This window comes from Vibrio sp. 1402, from assembly GCF_033340275.1.
Map to the genome: position 1 here is coordinate 1 of NZ_JAWOWE010000001.1, position 26,520 is coordinate 26,520.

Below are 26,520 nucleotides of genomic sequence, written 5' to 3' on the forward strand. Positions count from 1 at the left end.
CTTTTTATGCTTCTTAGTTACCATATTTATAAGGCGCTTTAGACCATCAAATACAACGCCTTAAGTGCGCATTATGTATATTATGTTAAATCACATATAGCCGTACGCTAAATGTTGTCTGAGTATGCTCCTATTCCCCTGCAGATTTTAAATTTAAGGGCCTTACGGTGAGCATTAAACATAATGGTTATTTACCATAAAATAGCTAATATCGATCTATCAATCTACGATTGCTTGCTCTTCAATTAGCAACTTATAAAAAATGGCGTCTATTTCTTTAGACGCCATTTTTGTTTACTGGAAATATTAAATTAGCCACCGGCTAATTTGACTGTCATGCCTTTCTTTTCAAGATGTGCCTTGATCTTGTCTCTAGCATCACCTTGAATCTCGATATTGCCATCTTTTACAGAGCCACCACAGCCACAGACTTTTTTGAGTTCTGCCGCTAATAACTTTAAAGGTGCATCATCCAAGTCTAAACCTGTAACAATGCATACGCCTTTACCTTTACGGCCTTTCGTTTGGCGCTGAATCCGAACAACACCATCGCCTTTAGGGCGAGATACTTTTTCTTCTTCCGGTTTAATTCGACCGGTTTCTGTTGAATATACCAGAGTCATTCTATTGTTTCTTTTGTTGTTGAGCTTGCATCGCTTTTTGCTTTGCAACCAAATAAGCTTCGATATGGCGTTGAATAGCGGCTTTACTGCCCTTAATCAGTTTACCATTAAACATACAGTACCAAGAGTTAGGTTGGCCTGTATCATTTTGAATAGTATAGCCGTTAAAGACCTCTGATTTTGCAACACCTGTTTGCTGCACTCTCTGTCCGAGTGAAGCAAACTCTTTGGGATCAATAATCGATGCGGTGTCACACCACCAATCAATGCTTTTCTTTACCGCCGTCAAACTTCCCTGTAAGACGTGGTTCTTGATTTTAACCTTCCAAACACTGCCATCTGATCCGACTGACTGCAGGTTAAAACCTCTATAATTTGAAATCGCCATACCACTGAGTCATCTGTTTAATGCGTTGATATAATCATAATTGCTACTGAGCAATATTCAAATACGGCTTGAATAAACCTTGCTCTAGAAAACAACTTGTATCATAAAACGCGTCTCGATAACGTTAATCACTTTGCACTGTTTATACAATCTTCCAAGAACTCATGAAATTTGTGCCCGTTGTTTTGAAGCATTTTAGGGAACATTGAGATCGGAGTCATTCCTGGAAATGTGTTTACTTCGTTTAAGTAAATCTCATCATCTTCCGTTAGGAAAAAGTCGATACGAGATAAATGACGAAGATTCATTTGTTTAAATACCGTCTCAGACGCGTGTTGGATGGAATCTAATTGTATTTGAGTTAGATTCTTCGCCTCAACTTCTGTGAGCGAGTGACTTGAACTGCTGTACTTTTCATCGTACGAGTAAAAAGCACCATCAGGCGCGATGACCTCGCCTGGCTTAGTGATATGTAGTTGGCCATTCATCTCATATGCAGCAACTTCAAGTTCTCGAGGTTTTACTGCTTTCTCAACCAACACTTGGTCAGAAAACCCAAAAGCATCATTTACTGCATTAGAAAGCTTGTCTTTTTCTGTGACACTGTAACAGCCAACGGAAGAGCCTTGGCGAGCGGCTTTAACAAAAACTTTTCCCCACTTTTCAAAGGCTTTATGAGCTTGAACGTGAGCTTCTTCATCGTTTCGCGTTAAGAATAAGTATGGCGTATTGGGTATGCCGATAGCGTCGTACCAAAGCTTAGATGTGATTTTATTGAAACTATTGCTACTCGCTTCTGGCCCGCAGCCAAGATAAGGAATACCTGCGATTTCAAACAGAGATTGAATGTCGCCTGTTTCGCCAGGAAAACCATGTATACAAGGCACGATGAAATCAATGGTTTGATTAGATTCACTTGAGCACAACTGCTTGGTATTGAGATCCAAGTAAACCAACTCATCTTGGTTGGTCATCCAACCTTCGTTTTTTATTTCTACGCGTGTAACGTGAACGTCTTCAATAAGATTTAGTTGTTGTTCGACAAAATTTGCAGACAATAATGAAATCTCGTGCTCAGAAGAGCCACCGCCGCATAGTAAAAGAATATTTTTAATCATGAATCCATCTTTCCGTGACCTACAAAAGATACTATTTATTATGATAAACCTTTGAAGTGTGACGTACAGTAATTTTAATGTGAGGAATGTTGTTCGAATAGGATTTGAGCAAATAAATAAGGGAGCTATTCGCTCCCTTATTTGATGTGTTAATTTAATTTGTTAAGCGTTGGGTAAGCTGAGTTTTTGATTGCATCAATGCTTTTAACAAATGGCCTTAACTGCTGAAATTGAGCTGGCAAAGTCGAAATCGCTTGCTTGGCTTCTGCGCTTGTTGCGTAGTCTCCGTACAAAACTGAGAACCACTTAGTACCGTTTACAACTTTGTAGTTTTCCCAAATTGGCTGACCGTTCTGTGGCAGCTTATTTGCAAACTGATCGACTTTCGCTTGGCTACCCACAGCTGCGACTTGAATGGTATAGCCGAATCGTTGAATGCCAGCTTGCTTTTTACTTGGTGGTACGATCTTAACTGGCTTCGCCTGCTCTTTTGGCGTTAGCTTGACTACTTTCTTCTCTTCAGGCTTTGCCGTCATTTTCACAACAGTTGGTTGTACGTCTTTTTCTACTACAGCGTTTTCAGACGCCATAATTGGTTTAGAGATACGATCTGATTTGTAGTCCTCTCGGTAACTTTCTGAGGTCACATCCGTGATGTAAGTTTCAGATGCACAAGCAGAAAGCAGAACTGACAAGCCGATGATTGCGATTTTTTTCATGAAGTAACAAATGCTCTGGATAAATATTACGATAAATCATGCCGATAGCAGGGCCGTTTATCAAGCATCAAATACAATAATCTGTGATTTTGATGTGATGAATAACACAAACTCCATAAGCATCGTACACATTTTCTGCAATGTCTGGTCTGAAGATGTTTTATCAGTAAATTATTCGTTTATGATTGATATGAAACCGAGAAGCCAACGTGACTTACAAACGGCCAGGAGTCAGCATGAATAAATTACATAAACTCTTTAAACCCAACTCTGTGGCCGTTATTGGGGCATCTCAAAAAGCATTGCGAGCAGGACATGTTGTGATACGCAACCTTCTACAAAGTGGATTTGGTGGCGCGATTATGCCAGTAACGCCGCGATATAAAGCCGTATCTGGCGTGATCGCTTACCCTGATGTAGCTTCCCTGCCCTATACGCCAGATATTGCAATTTTGTGTACGAACGTTTCACGTAACGAGCAATTGCTTAAAGAGCTAGATGAGAGAGGCACACCGTTTGCGATTGTTATCTCTGATGACCCTAATCCTTTAGATATCTCATCATTGAACATTCGAGTCTTAGGCCCAAACAGCTTAGGTATCATCCTTCCTTGGCACAATTTTAACTGCACGTTTTCCCCTGTTGCAGCTAAACCCGGAAAAATTGCTTTCATCTCACAATCCGCGGCGGTTTGTACCACGGTTTTAGACTGGGCAAATGATAAGAACATTGGTTTTTCTTCGTTCATTTCGATTGGGCGCGGACAAGATATCGATTTTGCAGATTTGCTCGACTATTTGAGTATGGATGGAAACACTGAAGCTATTCTGCTTTATGTTGATAATATCCAAGACGCTCGCCGATTTATGTCTGCTGCGCGCGCCGCTTCACGTAACCGACGTATATTGGTGCTAAAAGCGGGCCGCTCTAAAGAGATGAATACTTTTGAGCAGCAAGACGGAGATACACTTGACGTAATTTACGATTCTGCTATTCGCAGAACTGGTATGTTACGAGTCAGCAATACGCATGAGCTTTTTGCCGCGGTAGAAACACTCACGCATTCTGTGCCACTTCGTGGAGAGCGTTTAGCGATCATCACCAATGGCGGCGGCCCTGCTGTTATGTCCGTTGATACTTTGATTGAACGTGGTGGCCAACTCGCAACGCTTGATGACGCTTCCATTGAGCAATTACAAGCAGTACTTCCATCCAACTGGCGTGCTCGAAATCCAATTGATCTGTCTGGTGACGCAACCCAAAAACGCTATATTGATACCATTAACGCACTGATGAATAACGACTGTGCAGATGCGATATTGATTATGCATAGTCCTTCTGCTGTTTCTGATCCTCTTGAAACTGCTCAAGCCGTTATTAATGCCATCAAATCTCACCCTCGGCATAAGCATTTTAATATCTTGACCAACTGGTCAGGAGAACAAACGTCGAGAGAAGCGCGACTGGCCTTTACTCAAGCAGGCATTCCAACCTATAGAACACCTGAAAGTGCGGTTGTAGCATACATGCACTTGGTCGAATACAGACGAAACCAGAAACAACTAATGGAAACGCCAACGACGGCAGAGCCATTACATTCTGGAAGTGTGAGTTCAGCAAAAGAATGGGTAAACGAACGACTACTGGATAAAAACACAGTTACCTTGGATACGCATCAAACCAGCCCATTATTTAAGCTGTTCGGGTTTAACGTTTTGCCTACGTGGATTGCATCTGACGACATTGAAGCCGTTCATATGGCAGAAAATATTGGATATCCTGTTGCGGTTAAATTGCGTTCTCCAGACATTCCTCATAAATCGGATGTTCACGGTGTCGCTCTAAATTTAAGAAACAGTCGAGAAGTTTCCAACGCAGCGCTATCCATTTTAGATACCGTAAAGCTCAGCTACCCTTCCGCCAATGTACATGGGCTGTTGGTACAAGGGATGGCAAAGCTCGGCAGCGCTGAAGAGCTACGGATTAGTATTGCAGTAGATAAAGTCTTTGGACCAGTGATCTTGCTTGGTCAAGGCGGCTCTGAGTGGAATATCGCCCAAGATGCCGTCGCTGCACTTCCTCCTTTGAACATGACGCTTGCGCGCTACCTTGTCGTTGTTGCCCTAAAGTCTGGAAAGATTCGCCTGCAGAAACACAAAGATGCGCTCGATATTACTGAGTTGTCGAAGTTCTTGGTTCGTATCTCCCAAATGGCAGTTGAGTTACCAGAAATACAAAAACTGGATATCCATCCAGTACTAGTGTCCGGAAGCGATTTAACTATCCTTGATGCAGATGTCACACTGTGTAAATACGAAGGAGACGCCCAAAAACGGCTAGCGATTCGCCCTTTCCCGGCAGAGTTTGTCGAAACTGTAACGCTTCGAGATGGCCAACCTATCCTGCTTCGCCCTATCTTGCCTGAGGATGAGCCGCTGCATGCTCAATTCATTAATAGCGTATCGAAAGAAGATCTCTATAAACGTTTCTTTTCTGAAGTTGGAGAGTTCAACCATGAGGCTTTGGCAAACTTTACTCAAATCGACTACGACCGCGAAATGGCGTTTGTTGCGGTAGCGTTTAATACTGACGGACCGTCTATCATAGGGGTAGCCCGCGCATTGATTACACCAGACAATAGTGACGCTGAGTTTGCTATTTTGGTTCGTTCAGATTTGAAAGGAAAAGGTTTAGGCAAAGTGCTGATGCAGAAAATAATCAGCTATTGCAAAATTAAAGGCACAAAGCAAATGTCTGGAATGACCATGCCAACAAACAGAGGAATGTTGATGTTGGCTCAGAACTTGGGGTTTGAGATCGATGTCCAGTTTGCAGACGGTACGGCAGATATGGTGCTCCCTTTAAATTGAAAAGCGCAGCATTAGCGATGACTTTTACTTCTTACATTCGATAATCAATGGGAATCTAAGAAGTAAAAGTTACGTTGTTACTTTAGTTTCCAATTCTTTTTTAAGTACTGAATACACCAGGATTTTGCCTCACCCATAGTGTTCCGGCGCCATGCCAAAATAATATCCATCGGCTGTTCTTCAGTGCCTTCGATTCGTTTCAATACACCACTATCAATAAGAGGTTGTGCAATTTGGCTTGGTAATGTACCAATGCCTAAACCTGCAGTTAGCGCTTCTACTTTTGCCGTAAAGTTGGTGACGGTCAAGCGAGGTTGTTTTTGAATGATATTAATTGAGAGCGCGGGTTGCTCACGTGCGGTATCTGCAATAGCAATAATCCGATACTTTTCTCGCGCTGCTTCATCAAACTTACCACTACGCTTGTGAACATAGTGATCAGCGGAAGCTACCCAATACATACTCATTTTACCAATTTTTTCTGACTTAACTTCTTGAGGAAGCGTATCCAGTGATGGGCAAATCAGTAAATCAGCTCTCCCCGTATTCAAAGACTCCCAGCTACCAGCCAGAATCTCCTCTTGCAGCCTGACTCGAGTTGAGCTGACCTCGGCCAACGCATCAACCATCGGGAAAAAATTGGATATAGGAATAATGCCATCAAAGGCAATGGTAATATCCAGTTCCCAACCATTCGCCAATAACGTTGCATCGTTCACTAACTTTTCACTGGCTTGTAAAATGGCTCTTCCTCTTTCAAGAATAAGCTTACCTGCTTCAGTAAAATGGGCTTTGTGACCAGAGCGATCGAAGATAATAATGTCTAAGTCTTGCTCGAGTTTCTGGATTTGATAGCTCAGCGATGACGGGGCTCTGTCTAACTCATTCGCAGCAGCAGCAAAACTCCCTCTTCGATCAATAGCATCTAGAATATGGAGTGCTTCTAACGTAATTGGACTCTGCACATGGCCTCTCTTAATGTGACATTTATCACATTCGTTGTATTTGGATGAACTTATCAAGAACTAACGACAAATTATATAACATATTGATAACTAAAGACTAGGAATGCTAATAGCCTAAGAAGAAGATTCAATACAAATCAATAAATGACAATGGTAATGATAGTAATTACCATTTAGATCCATTAATATCCGCGTGTTGTTACCTATTATGGATCTAAGGTATTGAAGCCAATGTATAAAAAATCAATTTTGTCAGCCTCCATTTTAGTTGCCCTTTCCCATACTGCTTATGCGGAAGAAGCTTCTAAGTTTGAAGAAGTCGTTGTGTCGGCCACCCGTACCAACCAAACCATAAACACTGTTGCTGCTTCTGTTGCTGTTGTATCAGAGAAAGACATCGAAGAAAACATGGTAAAGGACTTGAATGATCTATTCGAGTATACGCCAGGTGTTACTGTTAATGGCACTCAACGCCAAGGCGTCCAAAGTATTAACATTCGCGGGATGGAAGGTAAACGAGTTAAAATCTTAGTAGACGGTGCATCTCAACCAGGTGTATTCAGCGGTGGACCATATTCGTTTATCAATTCTAGTGCCGTTACTGTCGACCCCGATATGCTAAAGAGTGTCGAAATTGTTAAAGGAGCAGCTTCTAGCCTACATGGTAGTGATGCAATTGGCGGTGTTGTCGCATTCGAAACAAAAGATCCGAAGGATTTCCTCAAAGATGGCAAAGACTTTGGTGGTCAAGCTAAACTCTCTTATTCATCGGAAGATAACTCTTTTAGTGAGCATGTAGCTTTAGCAAAGCGTTTCGGTAGTACAGAAGCACTTGTAGCCTTTACACGCCGTGATGGTGCAGAGCTACAAAATTTCTCTAAGGCGCCTTACGATAACTATTCTGTGGACAACCAAGATTATTACAAAAACGATCTATTGGTAAAACTTCAATCTCAATTGAATGACGCTCATCGCTTGGAGTTTTTGGGAGAAGTTATTTACAACGAGACTGACTCAGAGATCGCACATAAAAGTTACAAAAACTTCAACGCTGAAGACACAACCAAGCAAAATCGCATTGGGCTCAAGCACATTTGGTTTGCAGATGCAGCTATCTCGGATACGATCACGTCCAAGCTTACATGGATTGGTAAAGAAGAAAACGGCGTCTCTAATCGCTTTATCGAAGCTAGCCCTGGTTACCCACCTTACGTACCGCCTAGTGGTGACAACCAACAGAAAAAAGATTACGAATATACTGAAGACAAATTTGAATTCGAAACTCAGTTAGATAAAGAGATTCAAAATCACTATATTGTTTACGGAATATCGTACAAACATAGTGACATCAGTAATACCAATCGCGAGTTTAATTCCGATCCTGGAACGCCAGATACTGTTTACGTTTACACACCGGATGCAAAAGAAGAAAGCTTTGGTTTATTCTTGCAAGATGAAATTTCGCTTCTTAATGACAAGCTAATTCTGACTCCAGGTGTGCGTTACGATTACTTCTCTACTAATCCTTCAAATACTTCTGAAGAGTCATTCGAGAAGTTTAGCGACTCTGCATTAACTGGTCGTTTAGGAGCAACTTACTCTGTATCGCAACCTGGCACGATCTTCGCGCAAGTGAGCCAAGGGTTCCGAGCGCCATCGTTCGACGAGCTTTACTACACCTACGATAATCCGGCTCATGGCTATACCAATCGCCCTAACCCAAATTTGGGATCTGAAAAGAGTTTGTCTTATGAGCTTGGTTACCGTCATAACACTGCAGCATCTGCAACTGAAGTAGCGTTCTACTACAGTGATTACAGTGACTTTATTGAGCAAACGTCATCAAACAATGGTGGTTTAACTGAATTCACAAATATCAATATTAGTGAAGCAAACATTAAAGGGGTTGAGCTCTCTAACCGTCTTGATTGGCATGCCATTGCTGGTCTTCCATCAGGCGTGACAACTCGCTTTGTTGCAGCATACACAGAAGGTGAAGATGGTGATGGTAATCCTTTGAACAGTGTAAACCCATGGAATGCCGTGGCTGCTGTAAATTACGATTCACCAAATGCACTTTGGGGGACAAGCCTAAAAGTAAACTACACGGCTAAGAAATCGAACAGTGATATCAACTCTGATGGTGATAAAGGCGGAATCAAAGACCAAGTTGCTTTGCCGTCTGCGACAGTCGTTGACTTAACGGCGTACTACAAACCAATGAAAGATATAACCATTCGTGCTGGTGTTATGAATCTAACGAATGAAGAATACCATCTTTGGAACGATGTTCGCGGTAAGACTGAGTTAAGTCGAGACAAAACGCAAGCTGAGCGTAATTACAACATTAGTGTTAAATACGAGTTCTAAACCTTAAAAACACAAAAGCCAGCGTAATGCTGGCTTTTTTTATGGCTTTCATTTCAAAAATGTAAAGAAAAGTATGAAAAATGAAAGTTTACTGTTTTGCCATCTCTTTTTTCACCATTACTGCTGCTGCAATGATGAAAGTGATGATCAGACCGAGTTCCATGAACTACCCCAATAGCTACGAGAAAATTTATAACCCAAATTAAGAGTCGGGCATAGTTTAACAGCTCTATATATACTTGCTACCTTTTAACCAGTAATTTACGATTTTTTCCGATTTGGATCAAAAAAGACGCAATTATGCGCCTTTTTGTTACTATTATGTAAATTAAAGATTAGGCATCTGGATAACCTTGAGGGTTAGTAGACTGCCAGCGCCATGTATCGCCAGTCATTTCTTCTAGAGTACGAGTTGCTTTCCAACCTAACTCATTCATCGCTTTTGATGGATCCGCCCAACACTCTGCAATATCACCTGGACGACGCTCAACAAGTTGGTATGGGACATCTTTACCACTTGCGGCTTCAAATGCTTTCACCATGTCCAGTACACTGTAGCCGTTACCAGTACCGAGGTTATAGATATGAAGGCCAGCTTTGCTACCTACTTTTTCTAATGCAGCAACGTGACCATCGGATAAGTCCATTACATGAATATAATCACGTACGCCTGTGCCATCTTTGGTCGGATAATCACTACCAAACACAGAAAGGAACTCTCTGCGCCCTACCGCAACTTGAGAAACAAACGGCATTAAGTTGTTGGGAATACCTTGAGGATCTTCACCTAGCTCGCCTGTTGGATGTGAACCTACCGGGTTAAAGTAACGAAGAAGTGTAATGCTCCAGTCAGGGTTCGCATTTTGGAAGTCGGTTAAACACTCTTCTACCATTAATTTGCTGCGCCCATATGGGTTAGTTGCGCTAGTTGGAAAGTCCTCAGTGATGGGTACAGATGCAGGATCACCGTATACAGTCGCTGATGAACTAAATACCAACGATTTAACTCCGGCTTCACGCATTGCATCAACCAATACTAACGTGCCATTAACGTTGTTGTCGTAATACTCTAGAGGTTTTGCTACAGACTCACCGACGGCCTTTAAACCTGCAAAATGGATAACAGCTTCAATATTGTGCGACTTTAGTGCTTCTACCATCGCCAATTTGTCTCTGATATCGGCTTGAATGAAGGTTGGCTTTACACCACATACCTTTTCAATTCGATCTAATACCGTAGATTTACTGTTGTACAGGTTGTCTAGAATTACTGGCGTCATGCCAGCTTCGATCATTTGAATACACGTATGACTACCGATATAACCCATACCACCCGTAACGAGTACTTTCATTTTATTATTCCTTCTGACGCGAATCGGGTTAGTTTAAAGCTTTGACGTTACGATTTAAACTGTCTCTTGTAATTCGGATCCCATTAATATTGCTTGGCCTTTCCCGGCTTTCTTTGCTTGATACATTGCCGTATCCGCACTTTTTAAAACTCGAGTAGCATCGCGCTCATTTACGCCGACTAATTTTACGCCGATACTAACGCCAACTTTGAGTAAGTGACCTTTGTACTCAATTGGAGCACATATGCTCTCGAGCAACTGTTCTGCTATTCGGGTGACCACTTTTTGATTGGCGGGATTAACCAACATGACAAATTCATCACCAGAAAGTCTTGCGATTAAATCACTATGTCTCGTCGCAGATGTTAGACGCTCGGAAACTTTTTTCAAAACTTCATCACCTGCATCATGACCGTAGGTATCGTTAACTTCTTTAAATCCATCCAGATCGAGGTACAAAACTGCAAATTCGTCACGCAAGTATCCAGAGCGTTGTACTAGTTGTTCCAACTCTAAATAGAACTTAGATCGATTTGCTAACCCCGTTAAAGCATCGTGATGAGCTAAATGCTCCAATCGTTCCATCTCTTTTGCGCCGGAAAGGTCGGTAAGAACAATAACCAGATCATAGAAACCATAGTCTTCACACTTAACGATACGATTGACTCGAGCAAACATCGGTACAAACTGACCAATATGGTTCTTCTCGATAACTTCACCTTGCCAAACGCCATAATTTTCTATCGACTCGATGATACTAGGCATCATTTCCTGTAACTTGCGCCACTTTAGCGTTTGGATGAATGATTTCCCAATAAGCTGATCCACCTCTAAGCCGACTAACTTAGTGACGGCAGGGTTTGCCATCGTAATGACACCGCGATGATTAAGAACAATGAGACCATCTTGGCTGCTTTCAAAAACGCGTCCCGCAACACGTTGCCGGTTTATGGCTTCTTCAATTTCGGTGATATCTTGAATCGAAAACAGTAAGTATTCATGTGTCGAGAGGCGACGACTGGTTAGGCTCAACTGCTGTTCGTTATCTGCATTTTTGAGGTGAATATCATCGCACTCTAGGCCTCGACTCAGGATCTGACTCAGCTCATTCGGTGTTTTGGTTTTAATTAGATCACGAATATTGGCATATTTAAGTTCATCTAATTTTTTTTGAAATATTTGCTGGGTCGCCGTATTACAATGAATAACACGTCCGGAATTGTCTGTAATAACTAATGCATGCTGAACAGATTCGATAACCTCTTCTGAAAATGCGCGCTTTTGTTCTAGTGTGTCTAGCGAATGTTGCCGCTGCTTCTCACGTACTGTTAACCTATTCATCATTTGATTGAAAGAGCTCGCGAGGTCTCCAATTTCATCCTTGGCGTAATAGCGAGCTTGATTTTCCGTGTTTCGTCCGTGTGTCACATTCTCTATTACGCGGTTGAGTTCCATCACGGGCTTGAGAACAAGCCTCTCGATACTTATGTAAAAAACAGTGCCACCAGCGATCAGAAACAGAAGAAGTAAAGCGCCATCTTGAAGTAAAGATTGTATGGCTTCTACAATTGGGCGATGAGAAAGCGTAACTCTCATGCTACCAATGACATAGCCATCATGGATAATCGGCTCTAGAACATAAAGAAATTTGGTTGATAAGGCATACCCTAGAGCGTGCAACCTACTTCTTTCGGTTTGACTTGGAACGGGTGCCAGTGCCCCACTTATCTCCATAACAGCGAATGGTTGGTCATCTTGGTCATAAAGTTTGACCCGCGTTACATTTGGCTGGTTTAAAAAGTTGGCGAGAATAGTTTGAGCTTTTTGCTTGTCCTTTGTCGTCAGCGCATCTTTAATTGAGAAAGAAACGTTGTTAATCAACTTTCTTGTCTGCTCGACCAGTTCATGCTTAGACGATTGGTATACAGTATACGAGGTGTAACCTTTTGAGATAACAAAGATAGCCGTTAAAAAGACCAGAAGAGGCCAAATAAGCTTCGCTCGTAATGACATATATATTCCTGTCGCAGACAACCACAAAAATGACAGAAGAACCATTATGCAATCTATCACCCATGAAGGGCGACAAGATTAACACGATGCTAATGCAAAATAACCTTAAATTCTCAAAAATTGGATGGAAAAGAAACGAAATACCTTAAAATTCGGATCAACTCAAATAACGGCAACATCTTTATGGACTAACGTGATCTTTTTCGTCAGCTATCTGCTCAAAAAGCTTCGTTTTCATGATAGAAGAATGAAGTGAGTCACTGAACCTAGATGCATTTTCCTGCATCGTAAACCCATTGCTTGTGTAGAAATAAAACGTATGACATTGAATAAACAGCAACTTACATTGAACTGTGATATGGGCGAGAGCTTTGGCTCTTGGAGTATGGGCGCAGATGAAGACGTGATGCCCCATGTTGATATGGCGAACATCGCGTGTGGTTTTCATGCCTCCGACCCTAATGTCATGCACGACACCATCACCCTAGCGAATGACAACGATGTTGATATTGGCGCACACCCAGGTTACGCCGACCTACAAGGCTTTGGCAGACGAAGCATAAGCATGACGGGTGATGAAATTACGAACATGGTTATATATCAGGTTGGTGCTTTACAAGCATTATGCCGGGCGCAATACACAGACATCAGTTACATAAAGCCTCATGGTGCTCTATACAACGACATGATGAAAAGTGATGCGATATTTAGAGCGGTAGTAAAGGCGGCAGCACTGTTCAAAGTACCGTTAATGATCCTAGCTTCACAGGAAAACGAAAAATACTTAGAAATCGCAGACGATTATGATGTTCCCTTGCTATTTGAAGCATTTGCAGATCGTTTATACCAAGATGACGGCTTACTGACTCCTAGAACACAGCCCAATGCCGTGTTAAAAAGCGAGCACGCGATACTTGAGCAAGTCCGGACCTTAGCTGACTCTGGGCGTGTCAAAACCGCTTCAGGCGGTTACATATTATTGGAAGCCGACACAATTTGTGTTCATGGTGACAATGAAGAGTCGATCGCGCTGATCCAAAAGATCCGCCAAAGCCTATACGCTGGAGGAAATTAATGCATAAAGAGAAATTTAATATCTCTTTGATCTCCGAGTGCAGTATTTTCATTAAGTTTGATGAGAGTATTTCTGAAAATGCAGTCGGAGAGCTTGCTCGCAGCATAAGAGAAACTTTCGCTTCAATTGTTATGAACGTTGTCCCCTCCTATCAAACTATTCTCATTGATTACTTACCTTTTCGAATCAACGAAAAGAACTTAGTCAATGAGCTGCAACAAATCGTGAGCCAGTTTGATACTCAATCACTTAAGCTTTCCCAGCCGAATCACATTACTATCCCTGTGTATTACTCTGAAGAAACCGCGTTAGATCTATCTCGTTTTCAAAAGCGAGGTCTGTCATTAGACGATCTTATTACCCTGCATACGAAAACCGAGTACGCGGTTTCTGCAATTGGCTTTGCTCCAGGCTTTGCATTTCTCTCGGACGTTGATACTCAATTGCACATGGCAAGGCTTGCCACACCAAGAACTCAAGTGCCGGCCGGAAGTGTCGGAATCGCAGACTCTAAAACGGCCGTCTATCCATCAGATAGTCCTGGCGGATGGAACATTATTGGTAAAAGCCCGCTTGCGCTCTTCTCCGACTCTCCTCCTTTTATACCGTTTGAAGTGGGTGACAAGGTCACCTTTAATGCTATTTCAAAACAAGAGTTTATCGATTTAGGAGGCGTACTATGAGTTACGGTGGATTACTGGTGGAAAAGCCAGGACCGCTCTCTTTAGTTCAAGACTTTGGTCGTTTTGGCTTAGCGCATGTCGGTGTGACTCAAGGTGGCCCGGTCGACGACTATGCTTACAGTTGGGCCAACCATTTGCTTGGTAACGTAGTCAATTGCGTTGCGATTGAAATTACTCTGGGTAACGCTTGTTTTATTGCATTGCATAACTGCCACCTTGCTATATGTGGCGGTGACTTAAATGCGAAAATAGATGGTGAACCTATTTCAAATTGGTCTGACTTTACGTTGAAAAAAGGACAGAAGCTTCAGTTCGGAGTCGCAAGGAATGGACTTCGCTCCTACCTAGCGGTTAAAGGTGGATTCAATGTTGCTCAGCACTTAGGAAGCGCATCGACCGTCTTGCGAGAATCTCTAGGTGGTTATGATTCAAATGGTGGCGCTTTGAAAGCTGGTGATATTCTTCCCTTTGTCCCTCATAACTTACCGAAACGTAAACCAAGGCAAATGACGTTTCGCTTTAAGCCAGATTACAACTTACCCATTAAGCTGAGAGTGATTGAAGGCTATCAGAACGAGGACTTTGATGAAGACGCTCGCCAAGCATTTTATAACAAAGCATTCATCATCTCCCCAAATTCGAATCGCATGGGCTACCGTCTTGAGGGCAATAACATTCGTCCACCTTACGAAGGCGTCCTATCAGAGGGAATTGCATTAGGTTCAATTCAAGTACCTAGCGATGGTAACCCTATTGTGCTGCTCAACGATCACCAGACTATTGGCGGGTATCCTAAATTTGGCTGCGTAGCTCGTATTGACTTACCTAGACTGGCACAGGCGAAACCCGGACAAAAAGTCAATTTTGTGAAAGGAGATAGACTAGGCTTGCAAGAAGTATGGTGCCAATGGGCTCAGTTTTTTGGGTATTAATACAACCACTGAGCCCAAACACAGCCGATTATGCAGGCATACCATAACGCACTGCTAAAGCTTGTGGATAGCCTCGCTCTTGAGTGAGTTTAATCGCGTACTGCTCGACCTCTTGTTCAGACCACTTCACAGCGACCGGATGCTGTGTTTCCACATTTTGGTTAGGATCGATGTCAAACCAGAATTGAAGCATTTTTTGCGCTGCGAGTAGTGTCGATGACGCTTTTACCACCTCTATTCTCGCGTAGTGGTTATCTTCAAAAGTCACATCTGCCGCTCTGAGTACTGGATCTGTGCCGGGAATTTGCTGAGCGCCAAATAATGCTTTTCCTCCTTTTACAGCAGAGTGATAGTCGGGAATGAACTGTGCCATGTGTTTGATGGCGTTGTTCGTTCGCTCTTCTAACACTTCTTCTCTCCAGCCGTTACGGATCTTCGAGAGTAAAGGCATAGGCAGTTCAGGTTGAGCAGATGAGTTCGTGCTCTCCACTAAACCATCTTCAAACAGCGTGATTCCTTTTGTCATACCATGAAGTTGAAAGTAACCATCGCCATAAGGCGTCAATTGAGCCATTCCTTTATCGGTTCCACGCGGGCCATGAAAAATAACTTCTGGCCATTGTTGTTGACAGTCTGCCCACCTCGTAACGTAAGCGGCTTTAAACTCCACCAACCTGTCTCGCTTGGCACCAACTGTGTTGTCAATTGAGCCTGTTTCAAAGCCACACGCGTTAACCAAGTAGTCGCATGTCATAAGGTAATCGATACCTTCACGTTCATAGCCAAGTTGCCAGTGTTCCCCCATCCAATCGGCTTGCTTGAACGTTGCTTGTGTGAAGACTGAAGCATTAGGAAGCGTATCTAGTGTTAAGTTGGCAATTGCAGCGAGGCGAAAAACACTCCAACCATATTCTTGAACTGCGACAACAGGATACTTTAGCGCTTCAAGATCAGCATGTTGAGCAAAAGGAATACACCACTCATCGAAGTTTGTAGGATGACTTGGTTGAGTACGTTGCGCGAGAGCTTCTAGCTCCGCTTTTGAATACAGTTTGTAGTATTCGCTTGGTTCGCCGAGCACTTTATTACTCTGATCTTTATCAACGAGCGTCTGATAAGCACTTTTCACAACCTCTAATCGCGGAATTAGTGTGGATGGGTCTCCACCATCGGAATGAGGAACCGCGATGATTGTCGGACGAATATTCAGTGAAAGCGGATACAGGCGAACAGTATCAATAGATTGTGCTAACAAGTCTAAGCATTGTTGCTCGGAAATCTCTCGATATAAATTACCACCAGCATGCAAATGACAAATGGGTGGACCATTTACTAGTGATACGCCCTTCTCTATTACGGAAACTTTAAAACCCAGCTCCGCAAAATGAATTGCTGCTGTTGCACCTGCTACACCGCCACCAACAACAGCGATATGCTTATCTTTATAACTTGGAAACTCAGACTTCATTGCTTCACTAAAAATTTTATAAGGAAAATTCTTTACTAACGGTGGATTCTACTCGTGTTTGGACTTGATTAAAATCACAAAAAGTTCATGGGTTTGCGAAATATCCAACAGCGCCTGTAAAGTGCATTAAAGTAGAAAAAATTTGCGAAAAAGTACTTGACTACATGGTTAAGAAGACACTTTTTTGTGTCTATGTGAATAAGAATTTCACTGTAAGACCCATGGCGCAAAGCCTGCAGAAACACCCCACTTTTTACCCCATTTAGTTATCCCAAAAGTTATCCACTGTTTTTGTGGATAACTAAAATAAAAGTGTCATGGAGTGTTCCAAACTTGATAACACTCGCTGCGATTAAGTGTTTACTGGCGTTAACAATCTTTTCAACAAACTCATCACTACAAGTGCCAACGTAACAAATGTTACAAGCGGTAAAGCTATCCACAATTCGGGGTGAATTTGTGCATTGAGATCGAATCCATATGTCATGACTGCTGCCACACAAACTTCCGCAGCGAATACCGCAACACCACTAGCAATCAACGCCATAATTCCATACTCGGCCCACAGGGTTGTGTTGATCCGTTTCTTACTTGAACCTAATGTGCGATACAAACGAATCTCTTGTTGACGTTGGGACAAGCTTAACCTCAGTAGAGTAAAGATGAGCAGCAGACCAGCAACAACGCCTAAAAGAGCAAGGATGGTGACTGCTGATACGATTTGCTGAATCAAAGCCTGAATTTTCTCGCCCATAGTTCGGATATCTAAAACAGAGACCGTTGGGTGAGCACGTGACATTGACGTCAACAACGCTTCATTTCCTTCTTCAATCCTATAACTGATGAGGTAAGAACCAGGTAAATTAGCCATCACGTCAGATGAGAAAATAAAATAAAAGTTAGGCTTCATGTCACGCCATTCGACATAACGGATGGTATCTACTACTGCATCGTAATTCTGACTGTTTATTACAAAGCGCAGCGTATCACCGAGTTTGATGCCTAAGTCATTTGCTACATCCGCTTCTACAGATACACTCCCTTTGTTTGTCCATTCACCCGAAAGCACATCATTATATTCTGGTAGGCTATCTCCCCATGTCAGGTTTAGCTCTCGACGTATCGCGTCAGAACCTTCTCCTTCGTACTCAATCTCTTTGACGTTTTGACCGTTGATCTCTGTTAGTCGTCCACGAATTATTGGATAAGCTTGTGACCGCGTAACTCCATTTTTGTCTAGGGTTTCTAGGTAGTTATCGAGTTCATAATCACCAATATTCAAAGCGAACACATTTGGCGCGTCTGCAGGTAAGGTTCTCTCCCAATCAGCGAGAATATCGCTGCGCACAAGCCAAATGATAGACAGCAACATCAAAGATAATGCCAAAGCACCAAACTGTAGGCCGCTGGTTACTGGCGTCCGGTTGATACGACTCAACGCAAGCTTCATTGCAGGATGGGTTGACACACGTGCAAACAGCTTTGTGAGTGTGACGCTAACTGCTGCGAGTACCACAAACAGTACCGCTATACCAGTGAGCACGATCCAAACTAAGGTGTTATCTGCATACAGTAAAAGCAGTGGAACAACGGGAACTAGAACAAGTAACATTCGCTTCCAAGAACGTTGCGCTTTACCCTGCTGTAGCACTTCTAACGCGGGAGTTTTAATCAAGCCTAACAATGGTATACCGAGAGCAGGCACCGTAATCAAGACTGCTGAGATAAATGCCACCAAAAATGGTGTGACACCGTAACCAGGGAGTGGCTCGGGTAATAAGTCTTTGAGTGGAATGCGTAATAAATATTCCAGCCCGCTCCCTAACAATAGACCGACGACACTGGCACTAATGAGAAGGATTGTGACTTGAATAAATAACCACTTTTCAATCCATCGGCGGCTCGCACCAAGACTTTTCAACATCGCGATAGTTTGTGTCCGGCTGTTCACGTAATTTTGACAAGTAAGAACCAATGTTGTCGCCGCCATAATGATGACAATTGCTACTGTCAACGACAGATACTGCGTCGTGCGTTCAAAAACCTCATTACTACGACTGGCAGTATCTTGCGTGCGCCAGCGATCGCTCGGAGAAAGCTGCGTATCATCTTGTAAGCTCTTTAGTGTTTTATCATCGGCTTGTAAAAATAGACGGTATTGAACTCGACTCCCAACTTGAATTGCTCCTGTTTTATCTACGTCACTTTGATGAATGTATGCAGAAGGCATTTGCTGAAATGGATTAAAGCTCAAGCCTGGTTCCATCAATACTGCGCCTGATACAGTAAACTCGGCATCGCCTATCGTGACGCTGTCACCTGAATTTACGTTTAGTTGAGTCATAATCCGCTCATCAAGCCAGAGTTGGTTCTCTTTAACGCGACCGGCCGGATTATTTTCAAGAACGAGCTCTCCCATTAAAGGGTAATTATCATCCACCGCCCTTACAGAAATAAGCTGCATACCATTATCGCTAAATGCCATAGTGGCAAATCGCGTCATCATCGAACGTTCAAGGTTTTCAGTCGAGGTTAACAACGTGTCCGGAATGGGATTAGCAGACACAAACACCGCATCTGCCGTTAATGCGTCCTTTCCCTGCTTGACGATCACCTGCTCCATTCGTTCTGCTAATGCAGAAAGCGCAAAGATACTCGCAATCACGAGAATAAGAGCAACGCTAATAGGCCAAAGGTTCCCCTGCCTTATTTCGCCGAAACTCCAACGTATCAAACTTTTATTCGACGAGTGCTGTGTTGTAGTGTTTTGCTCTGTGGATGTTGCTTCACTTGATGATACTGCAGACATTACATCTCCTCCTTAAGCTCACCCGCCTCCATACGATAGATACGGTCACATCGGCTTGCTAGATGACCATCGTGTGTTACTAAAATCAGAGTTGTCCCGTGCTGTTCATTAAGATCGAATAGCAGCTCAATCACTTTGTCTGCGGTTTGATGGTCAAGATTGCCGGTAGGCTCGTCTGCGAACAACAGCTCAGGCTGTGTCATAAATGCACGCGCTAGCGCAACTCGCTGTTGTTCACCACCAGATAACTGGCTTGGTAAATGGTCGACACGTTTTTCCAATCCAACAGCAGCTAATAATTCCGCTGCTCTTGCTTCATCTTCGGCTTCACCACGTAAAAGACAAGGAAGCGTGACATTACGTAATGCACTCAAACTCGGGATTAACAAGAAACTTTGGAAAACGAAACCTAAAGAGTCAGCCCGAATTTTCGCACGTGCTTCATCGTCCAGTTTTGATAATTCATGACCTAATAAAGTAATTTCGCCTGATGTCGGCGTATCAAGACCAGCTAGCAACGTCATCAATGTTGACTTACCTGCACCGGAAGTTCCGACGATGGCGATTTTTTCTCCTTTTCGGATGTCAACATTTACGTCTTTGAGGATTGTTAATTGTTCTTGATTAGTAGAGACTTGTTTAGAAACCAAATTGGCTTGAACAATAGGTGCATTAAGTACAGGTGTTTGCATGATTCGTATACTTTCCTTAGTTCTATTTTTTTGTTTTTCCGCTACTGCACATGCGAGCGAAAAGCTACTTGTCTTGGGTGATAGCTTGAGTGCAGGCTATCAGATGCCGATCGAAGAGAGTTGGCCTAGCTTACTCCCTGATGCGTTGTCAGAACATGGTCAAGATGTAACAGTTATTAATGCCAGCATTTCTGGCGATACAACCGGCAATGGCTTAGCACGGTTACCTCAGTTGCTAACTCAGCATAGCCCTGACATGGTACTTATTGAGTTAGGTGCCAACGATGGCCTAAGAGGTTTCCCTCCTAAACTTATTACGTCGAATCTTTCAAAAATGATTACCATGATAAAAGATTCTGGTGCGGACGTTGTCATGATGCAAATTCGGGTTCCGCCTAATTATGGTAAGCGCTATAGCGATATGTTTTACGATATCTACCCTAAGCTTGCACAGCATCAACAAGTTGCCTTGATGCCATTCTTCTTAGAGCATGTTGTCACCAAACCAGAATGGATGATGGATGATGGCCTTCACCCAAAACCAGATGCACAACCTTGGATCGCTGATTTCGTTGCTCAAGAATTAATTAAACATCTCTAATTTTAATGGTCTAGCTCAATAAGTTTTACGTAACTTTACGTTAATCTATTTTCAATTCCACTCATCGAGGATAGATAACAACATGCGAATAGAACCGTTAATTCAAGGTGTTGTTGCTCGCTCTGCGCACCCCAAAGGGTGTCATGCATCTATTAAAGAGCAAATTGAATACGTAAAGCACGCCCCACAGATCAAAAAAGGCCCAAAACGGGTTTTGATTATTGGTGCCTCCTCTGGTTTCGGCCTAGCGGCACGAATAGCCCTAACGTTCGGTGGCGCTAACGCCGATACCATTGGCGTCTCATTTGAGCGTGGCCCTTCAGAGAAAGGGGTTGGGAGTGCGGGTTGGTATAACAACGTCTTTTTTAAGCGAGAAGCAAATCAAGCCGGGCGTACCGCAATAAATATTGTTGGCGATGCATTCTCTGGTTCGGTGCGCAATCAAGTGATTGAAGCCATTGAAACGTACTTTGAGGGTGAAGTTGACTTAGTCATCTATAGCTTGGCAACCGGTGTTCGACCTAAACCTGAATCTGATGAGTTTTGGCGCAGTGTCATTAAACCTATTGGTGAACCTGTCACTGGCGCTTCTATCATGCTGGAGAACGATAAGTGGATAGAAACCACCTTAACGCCTGCAACAGAAGAGGAAGCCAATGCCACCATTAAAGTAATGGGCGGCGAAGACTGGGAAAGCTGGATTGACACACTCATCAATAACGACTCTATCGCAAACGGCTGCAAAACCATCGCCTTTTCTTACATGGGCCCTGACATTACGCACCCAATTTATCTCGATGGTACGTTAGGTCGAGCGAAAATCGATTTACACCAAACCAGTCATTCATTAAACCTCAAACTCGCCAACTTTGACGGCGGTGCTTACGCAACCGTGTGTAAGGCGTTGGTGACGAAAGCCAGTGTATTCATCCCTGCGCTAAGTCCCTACCTGTTAGCGCTTTATCGAGTGATGAAGGAAAAAGGTACTCACGAACGCTGTATTGAACAAATGCAGCGACTGTTTACTACGAAGTTATACGATCAAGAGAAAGTGCCAGTTGACGGCGAACGCTTGATTCGAATAGATGACTTGGAACTTGAACCGCAAGTTCAACAAGAAGTCCACGCTCTTTTAGAACAGATGAATGCTGAAAACTTTAAAGAGATTGGTGATTACCAAGGTTTTAAAGATGAGTTTATGAAGCTCAATGGCTTTAACTTTGAAGATGTCGACTATTCGCAAGACATTTCTATTGAATCGTTAATGTCGCTTAAGCCTTGATACTTGTTACCTGTTTCAAGGATGAGATATGTGACAACTATTCCTAGTCCTGAACACTTTTCAGGACTTTTTTTTGTTTCGAGCCCTAGCCACCCTATACTTAATTAAAAAGCGAGAACAAAATAGAGCAGTCTGCATTTTTAATTCACAGGAAGTGAAACCACGTAAAGGATGACCTATATGGGGAGATTGCAAACATTAGACTACGAAATCCCTGAGTCTATGCGAAGAAGTTGGCAGGAAATCGTCAACTTACTGGCTCAAATAACACACGTACCCACCACATTAATTATGCGTATCCATCCGGATCGCATAGAAGTAAATACATCTAGCGAAACTCTAGGTAATCCTTATCGTACTGGCGATGCAGAGCAGCTTGGTAACGGTTTGTATTGCGAGCAAGTTATAGAACAGAAAGGCGAGCTTGTAATCCCCAATGCGCTTGAAGATGAAGAATGGCAAAATAACCCAGACATCAAACTAGGCATGATTTCTTATTGCGGCTTACCGCTATTCTGGCCAAATGGGGAGACATTTGGAACAATCTGTATGCTTGACTCTGAGAGAAACGAGTACAACGATAGTTACCGTCAGTTGCTTGAAACTTTCAAAGATTCAATCGAAGCACAGCTTTCAGTTGTGTACCAACAACATAAACTTCAGCGACTTAACACCGAGCTAAAGAGTCGAATTGAAAATCGTACCACGGATTTAGCCCAGTTAAGTTACTCCTTAACACAAGAGATTGATCGCCGTAAAGCCGCGGAAAAACAAGTGAGCTACCAAAAAACACATGATCAGGGAACTGGGTTTCTAAATCGCTCTGCACTTGAGAACATTGTCCAATACACCTTACAGTCCCTTGATAGTGATCAGCAATCGCTTGTGGTCATCAACATTGGTTTTAGTAACGCTCGCAGTATTCAGACCAGGCACGGGTTCGAGGTCTTTGACAACATTTTAAAAGAATTTCACTCCAGATTAACCAGACACGGTGCTAGCGGATTTATCACTGGTAGACCAAGTTCGAATGACATGGTTTTATTGATTTGGGGAGAGGATATTGAAGCTCGGTTAAATCAACTATTAGATGATATCACTAAAATTAGCGTAGATGGATTTGTCTTCAACAAAACAGAAATACATTTGCACACGTATATCGGTATAGTTCAAGCTTACAAAGATTGCAGCAATGCTAAGCGTATCCTTCAACATGCATGTTACGCGATGCTTCTATGTAAAGAATCCGGCGAACCTTTTAGTTATTTTAGAGAAAATCATTCGGCGGATCTCAATAGTCACAATGAACTGGAAAGTTACCTTTTACAAGCAGTGCGTAACGACGATTTAGTGTTGTACTTTCAACCTCAAGTAGACTCCAAAACACGTAAATGGATTGGCGCAGAAGCCTTGCTTCGCTGGAGACATCCAATACTTGGCGACGTTTCCAACGAAGCATTGATACATATGGCCGAACAAAACGGGCTTATCTTTGAAGTTGGCTCTTTTGTTCTGCGTACCGCGATAGACAAAGCGAAACAATGGTCTGAGTTAATCGATAACTTCAAAATTGCCGTCAACGTTTCTCCCATTCAATTACAAAACGTAAATTTTGCAGAACAAGTGCAACACCTACTCGACACTTTCCATTTGCCAGCACACTTTCTCGAGCTCGAAGTAACAGAGAGCGCTCTAATTGCCGATGAAATAGTAGCGCGCACAACGTTAAATAAGTTGCACAAACTAGGTGTGACATTGTCACTTGATGATTTTGGTACAGGATATGCCTCGTTCAGCTATTTAAAGAAATATCCGTTTGATGCCATCAAAATTGATAAAAGCTTCGTCCAGCAAATGGAAAAGTCAGATGATGATCGCGAGATCATTTGTTCAATCATACACATTGCAAAAAAACTGGAACTCCAAGTCGTGATCGAAGGCATTGAATCCCACCAACAAGAGCAGTTTCTTATTGGTGAGGGTTGTGATATCGGACAAGGTTTTCTTTATGGTAAACCTATGCCTTGTAATGAATTTGAGCAAAGTTTGTTTAATCAGCGCCTTTCTGGCGGGCAATACGCCTACTCTTCCTAAGCATTCTCTTTACTATGAGGGCGGTGGTTTCTATAATCGCCGCCCGCTTCTATTAAAAGGCCAATATCTTCATGGATCAGTTGACTGCCACGCTTAAGAAAATTGAAAAGCAGAACTACCGAGCTTATCAGCAAATCAAAGGTCAATACGACTTCACTGATTTCACTTTGTTTATCGATCATGTACAGGGTGACCCTTATGCATCGGCGTCACGTTTTCGTGCGACTCGCTCATGGTCTTTGACTGGTCTTGAGTGGCTAAGAGACGAGTCTCCTGCATTTCAAAGAGCTGCACGTGATTTCATTGCGCGTAGTTTTGAACAGTTTGCTAAACAAGAAAACTCAGTGTCAATTTCACTGACAGGCCAAACTGTACTTGATAGCACCGCGGTGTTGTTTACTGAAGAAGGTATTGAACTGCGTTTTCGAGTTAACTTACCAGCCGAAGGTCGTTCAGTATTGGGGAAAAAAGCCAACAACATACTGACTTTCCACCTGCCTAAGTTTATCCGTCGAGCAACTTTAGAGCGTGAACTCGACAAAGCCGCTTTAATTAAGCACTGCCAAGTTGTTGAAGACCAAGATGCCCTGCGAGAACAGTTGGAGGCCAATAACTTAGTCGCGTTTGTCGCAAACGGCAGTATTCTTCCTCGAATTGCAGGTAATTGCGACCTTCCAATGAAAGAAGCCGTTGAGTTTAAAGCCCCTGAATCTCTACAAGTCACTTTACATGCGCCAAACAAGGGCCATGTCACAGGATTAGGAATTCCAAAAGGTATCACACTGATCGTAGGTGGCGGCTTCCACGGCAAATCTACCTTATTAAATGCAATAGAGCGTTCAATTTACGATCATATTCCAGGAGATGGTCGCGAATACATTGTTGCCGATAACAAGGCTATGAAGATTCGTGCCGAAGATGGCCGATGCGTACACCACTTGAACCTGTCGAACTACATCAACCATTTACCGATGGGTAAAGATACGGCGGACTTTTCTACTCAAGACGCATCAGGCTCAACGTCGCAAGCCGCTTGGCTTCAAGAGTCTATTGAAGCGGGTGCAAGCACATTATTGATTGATGAAGATACTTCTGCTACCAACTTCATGATTAGAGATGAGCGTATGCAGGCATTGGTGGCAAAAGGTGATGAGCCAATTACTCCTCTCGTCGACCGCATTGGTCAATTACGAGATGATCTTGATATCTCTACCATTATCGTTATGGGTGGGTCGGGCGACTACTTAGACGTTGCCGATACCGTCATTCAAATGCACGACTACCAAGCCGTTGACGTGACTGAAAAAGCGAAAGAAGTTATCGCTCAGCACCCTACTCAACGCCATAACGAGTCAGAAGAACGTTTACAGACCTTCCCACCTCGAGCACTGAACCGCGTTGCGTTGATGAATATTCTGACTGACGGCAAGTTCCGTGTGAATGCGAAAGGCAAAGAGTCACTTCGATTTGGTAAAGAGTTTACTGATCTTAGCGCTTTGGAACAGATAGAGTCAGCCGATGAAGTCAACACAATTGGCTGGTTATGGTTCCAAATTGCTCAACTTCCAGGTTGGTGTAATCATCCGGCGAAGGAGATTGAAGAAATGCTGTCTGGTGAGTGGCATGCCGCTCTTCCTAAACAAGGCGACTTAGCCAAACCACGCACACTAGACGTTATGGCTGCCCTCAACCGCATGCGAAAATCTCAGTTTAAGTCATCATGCTAGTTTTGATACGCTGACAGAGACAGTTCAATCAAAAGGCAGCTATAGTTAGCTGCCTTCCTTTATCTTTATTCTTAGCGAATCATTCGTTTCTCAGTACATTCCACGCTTCACAAAGAACTCTAAATCTTTCTGCATCGCCATTTTCTCGATCAGGATGCCAACGAAGCGCGAGTTTTCGCCATTGTTTTCTAATTTCCGCAGGCGTAGCGTCAGTGTTAAGTTCAAATAGTGACAGTGCCTTTGTCTTATCTACGCTGGCTACTGACGAACCACCGATGAACTTTTGATAAGTTGTCCAAAATTCATTCAACAGTCGACGCACTTCATCTTCGTCCGCTTCGTAATTGCGCCAATCTAAGTAATACTCACGCAAAGGATCATGAATATCGATCTTATGCCTCAAAGCTTCCATCGAAGACATGAGCTGAATATCCATGGCTTCGACTTGAAGCCAACTATCCGGATACAGAGTGTCTTGCAGTTGATATAATGCATTCATGATCAGGAAATTTCTTTTGAATAAATCCTTATCGGGAGAGTCGTCCAGCTTTGAAATATAACCTTGTTCACCCAACGAGCTTGCCAAGGTGTGCACTTTCCAATTAGAGGGCTGTTTTCTCAGAATTTCTAACATTGGCCAAAGCAGCGGATTTTCTATTGCATGAGGCTCAATACTATTGACAGTACGTTGTCCTTCCATTCATCCTCTCTGACACGAGTTTAGGGCCCCATTCACGGC

Annotated in this window: 20 protein-coding genes; 9 read left to right on the forward strand and 11 right to left on the reverse strand. The window is 42.9% G+C overall.

Annotation, left to right across the window (positions count from 1 at the left end):
- Positions 1–311: 311 nt before the first annotated feature.
- From yciH to R7044_RS00020, 4 genes are all read right to left on the reverse strand, one after another.
- Positions 312–623, reverse strand: coding sequence for a stress response translation initiation inhibitor YciH (gene yciH, locus R7044_RS00005; protein ID WP_005376292.1), 312 nt, complete (start codon positions 621–623; stop codon positions 312–314).
- Position 624: 1 nt separating this feature from the next.
- Positions 625–1,011 (reverse strand): DUF3319 domain-containing protein, encoded by a 387-nt coding sequence (locus R7044_RS00010; protein ID WP_005376294.1) that lies wholly within the window; start codon positions 1,009–1,011, stop codon positions 625–627.
- Positions 1,012–1,139: 128 nt separating this feature from the next.
- Complete coding sequence (locus R7044_RS00015) at positions 1,140–2,129, reverse strand: D-alanine--D-alanine ligase (RefSeq protein ID WP_225455274.1); 990 nt, start codon at positions 2,127–2,129, stop codon at positions 1,140–1,142.
- A 149-nt stretch (positions 2,130–2,278) separates the two neighbouring features.
- Positions 2,279–2,848, reverse strand: a complete 570-nt coding sequence (locus tag R7044_RS00020) for an SPOR domain-containing protein (protein WP_005390018.1) — start codon at positions 2,846–2,848, stop codon at positions 2,279–2,281.
- Positions 2,849–3,084: 236 nt separating this feature from the next.
- On the opposite strand from R7044_RS00020, the gene R7044_RS00025 reads away from it, so the two are divergent.
- A complete protein-coding gene (locus R7044_RS00025; protein WP_064369252.1) occupies positions 3,085–5,718 on the forward strand; it encodes a bifunctional acetate--CoA ligase family protein/GNAT family N-acetyltransferase in 2,634 nt (877 codons plus the stop codon).
- A gap of 77 nt (positions 5,719–5,795) precedes the next feature.
- Here the strand turns inward: R7044_RS00025 and R7044_RS00030 are convergent, their stop codons facing one another.
- Positions 5,796–6,683, reverse strand: coding sequence for a LysR family transcriptional regulator (locus tag R7044_RS00030; RefSeq protein WP_017634152.1), 888 nt, complete (start codon positions 6,681–6,683; stop codon positions 5,796–5,798).
- 231 nt (positions 6,684–6,914) lie between these two features.
- Here R7044_RS00030 and R7044_RS00035 point away from each other — a divergent pair, with 231 nt between their 5' ends.
- Positions 6,915–9,053, forward strand: coding sequence for a TonB-dependent hemoglobin/transferrin/lactoferrin family receptor (locus R7044_RS00035; RefSeq protein ID WP_054575183.1), 2,139 nt, complete (start codon positions 6,915–6,917; stop codon positions 9,051–9,053).
- Positions 9,054–9,388: 335 nt separating this feature from the next.
- Here the strand turns inward: R7044_RS00035 and galE are convergent, their stop codons facing one another.
- Both galE and R7044_RS00045 read right to left on the reverse strand, forming a co-directional pair.
- Positions 9,389–10,405, reverse strand: coding sequence for a UDP-glucose 4-epimerase GalE (gene galE / locus R7044_RS00040; protein WP_005386320.1), 1,017 nt, complete (start codon positions 10,403–10,405; stop codon positions 9,389–9,391).
- Between the two features lie 54 nt (positions 10,406–10,459).
- Complete coding sequence (locus R7044_RS00045) at positions 10,460–12,418, reverse strand: diguanylate cyclase domain-containing protein (protein WP_225455275.1); 1,959 nt, start codon at positions 12,416–12,418, stop codon at positions 10,460–10,462.
- 319 nt (positions 12,419–12,737) lie between these two features.
- Here R7044_RS00045 and R7044_RS00050 point away from each other — a divergent pair, with 319 nt between their 5' ends.
- From R7044_RS00050 to R7044_RS00060, 3 genes are read left to right on the forward strand one after another with little or no spacing between them, the layout of a single operon-like run.
- A complete protein-coding gene (locus R7044_RS00050) occupies positions 12,738–13,493 on the forward strand; it encodes a 5-oxoprolinase subunit PxpA (RefSeq protein WP_005386314.1) in 756 nt (251 codons plus the stop codon).
- Positions 13,493–14,176: a 5-oxoprolinase subunit B family protein gene (locus R7044_RS00055; protein ID WP_005386313.1), complete on the forward strand. Its 684-nt coding sequence runs from the start codon at positions 13,493–13,495 to the stop codon at positions 14,174–14,176. Before R7044_RS00050 ends, R7044_RS00055 begins: the two co-directional genes overlap by 1 nt.
- On the forward strand, positions 14,173–15,108 hold the full coding sequence (locus R7044_RS00060; protein WP_005376316.1) for a biotin-dependent carboxyltransferase family protein: 936 nt from the start codon (positions 14,173–14,175) through the stop codon (positions 15,106–15,108). Before R7044_RS00055 ends, R7044_RS00060 begins: the two co-directional genes overlap by 4 nt.
- Before the next feature lie 28 nt (positions 15,109–15,136).
- Here R7044_RS00060 and R7044_RS00065 read toward each other — a convergent pair whose 3' ends face one another.
- From R7044_RS00065 to R7044_RS00075, 3 genes are all read right to left on the reverse strand, one after another.
- Entirely contained in the window at positions 15,137–16,576 is a 1,440-nt protein-coding gene (locus R7044_RS00065) for an FAD-dependent oxidoreductase (RefSeq protein WP_138940264.1), read from the reverse strand.
- A gap of 352 nt (positions 16,577–16,928) precedes the next feature.
- Positions 16,929–19,385, reverse strand: coding sequence for an ABC transporter permease (locus R7044_RS00070; RefSeq protein WP_205391177.1), 2,457 nt, complete (start codon positions 19,383–19,385; stop codon positions 16,929–16,931).
- Positions 19,385–20,077, reverse strand: a complete 693-nt coding sequence (locus tag R7044_RS00075) for an ABC transporter ATP-binding protein (RefSeq protein ID WP_047101137.1) — start codon at positions 20,075–20,077, stop codon at positions 19,385–19,387. The genes R7044_RS00070 and R7044_RS00075 overlap by 1 nt, the downstream gene beginning before the upstream one ends.
- Here R7044_RS00075 and tesA point away from each other — a divergent pair.
- From tesA to R7044_RS00095, 4 genes are all read left to right on the forward strand, one after another.
- Positions 20,076–20,678, forward strand: a complete 603-nt coding sequence (gene tesA / locus R7044_RS00080; protein ID WP_005376324.1) for a multifunctional acyl-CoA thioesterase I/protease I/lysophospholipase L1 — start codon at positions 20,076–20,078, stop codon at positions 20,676–20,678. The two genes, R7044_RS00075 and tesA, sit on opposite strands and share 2 nt — an antisense overlap.
- An 82-nt stretch (positions 20,679–20,760) precedes the next feature.
- Positions 20,761–21,960: an enoyl-ACP reductase FabV gene (fabV, locus tag R7044_RS00085; protein ID WP_205391178.1), complete on the forward strand. Its 1,200-nt coding sequence runs from the start codon at positions 20,761–20,763 to the stop codon at positions 21,958–21,960.
- A gap of 180 nt (positions 21,961–22,140) precedes the next feature.
- Entirely contained in the window at positions 22,141–24,054 is a 1,914-nt protein-coding gene (locus R7044_RS00090; RefSeq protein ID WP_047101140.1) for a sensor domain-containing phosphodiesterase, read from the forward strand.
- A 71-nt stretch (positions 24,055–24,125) separates the two neighbouring features.
- A complete protein-coding gene (locus R7044_RS00095; RefSeq protein WP_225455276.1) occupies positions 24,126–25,781 on the forward strand; it encodes an ABC-ATPase domain-containing protein in 1,656 nt (551 codons plus the stop codon).
- 79 nt (positions 25,782–25,860) lie between these two features.
- Here R7044_RS00095 and R7044_RS00100 read toward each other — a convergent pair whose 3' ends face one another.
- Complete coding sequence (locus R7044_RS00100; RefSeq protein WP_005376328.1) at positions 25,861–26,481, reverse strand: DNA-J related domain-containing protein; 621 nt, start codon at positions 26,479–26,481, stop codon at positions 25,861–25,863.
- Positions 26,482–26,520: the final 39 nt, after the last annotated feature.

Excerpts from the sequence above, each read along its gene's own strand:
- yciH (WP_005376292.1), bottom strand. The coding sequence starts at position 623 with ATGACTCTGGTATATTCAACAGAAACCGGTCGAATTAAACCGGAAGAA.
- R7044_RS00010 (WP_005376294.1), bottom strand. The coding sequence starts at position 1,011 with ATGGCGATTTCAAATTATAGAGGTTTTAACCTGCAGTCAGTCGGATCA.
- R7044_RS00015 (WP_225455274.1), bottom strand. The coding sequence starts at position 2,129 with ATGATTAAAAATATTCTTTTACTATGCGGCGGTGGCTCTTCTGAGCAC.
- R7044_RS00020 (WP_005390018.1), bottom strand. The coding sequence starts at position 2,848 with ATGAAAAAAATCGCAATCATCGGCTTGTCAGTTCTGCTTTCTGCTTGT.
- R7044_RS00025 (WP_064369252.1), top strand. The coding sequence starts at position 3,085 with ATGAATAAATTACATAAACTCTTTAAACCCAACTCTGTGGCCGTTATT.
- R7044_RS00035 (WP_054575183.1), top strand. The coding sequence starts at position 6,915 with ATGTATAAAAAATCAATTTTGTCAGCCTCCATTTTAGTTGCCCTTTCC.
- galE (WP_005386320.1), bottom strand. The coding sequence starts at position 10,405 with ATGAAAGTACTCGTTACGGGTGGTATGGGTTATATCGGTAGTCATACG.
- R7044_RS00045 (WP_225455275.1), bottom strand. The coding sequence starts at position 12,418 with ATGTCATTACGAGCGAAGCTTATTTGGCCTCTTCTGGTCTTTTTAACG.
- R7044_RS00050 (WP_005386314.1), top strand. The coding sequence starts at position 12,738 with ATGACATTGAATAAACAGCAACTTACATTGAACTGTGATATGGGCGAG.
- R7044_RS00055 (WP_005386313.1), top strand. The coding sequence starts at position 13,493 with ATGCATAAAGAGAAATTTAATATCTCTTTGATCTCCGAGTGCAGTATT.
- R7044_RS00060 (WP_005376316.1), top strand. The coding sequence starts at position 14,173 with ATGAGTTACGGTGGATTACTGGTGGAAAAGCCAGGACCGCTCTCTTTA.
- R7044_RS00065 (WP_138940264.1), bottom strand. The coding sequence starts at position 16,576 with ATGAAGTCTGAGTTTCCAAGTTATAAAGATAAGCATATCGCTGTTGTT.
- R7044_RS00070 (WP_205391177.1), bottom strand. The coding sequence starts at position 19,385 with ATGTCTGCAGTATCATCAAGTGAAGCAACATCCACAGAGCAAAACACT.
- tesA (WP_005376324.1), top strand. The coding sequence starts at position 20,076 with ATGATTCGTATACTTTCCTTAGTTCTATTTTTTTGTTTTTCCGCTACT.
- R7044_RS00075 (WP_047101137.1), bottom strand. The coding sequence starts at position 20,077 with ATGCAAACACCTGTACTTAATGCACCTATTGTTCAAGCCAATTTGGTT.
- fabV (WP_205391178.1), top strand. The coding sequence starts at position 20,761 with ATGCGAATAGAACCGTTAATTCAAGGTGTTGTTGCTCGCTCTGCGCAC.
- R7044_RS00090 (WP_047101140.1), top strand. The coding sequence starts at position 22,141 with ATGGGGAGATTGCAAACATTAGACTACGAAATCCCTGAGTCTATGCGA.
- R7044_RS00095 (WP_225455276.1), top strand. The coding sequence starts at position 24,126 with ATGGATCAGTTGACTGCCACGCTTAAGAAAATTGAAAAGCAGAACTAC.
- R7044_RS00100 (WP_005376328.1), bottom strand. The coding sequence starts at position 26,481 with ATGGAAGGACAACGTACTGTCAATAGTATTGAGCCTCATGCAATAGAA.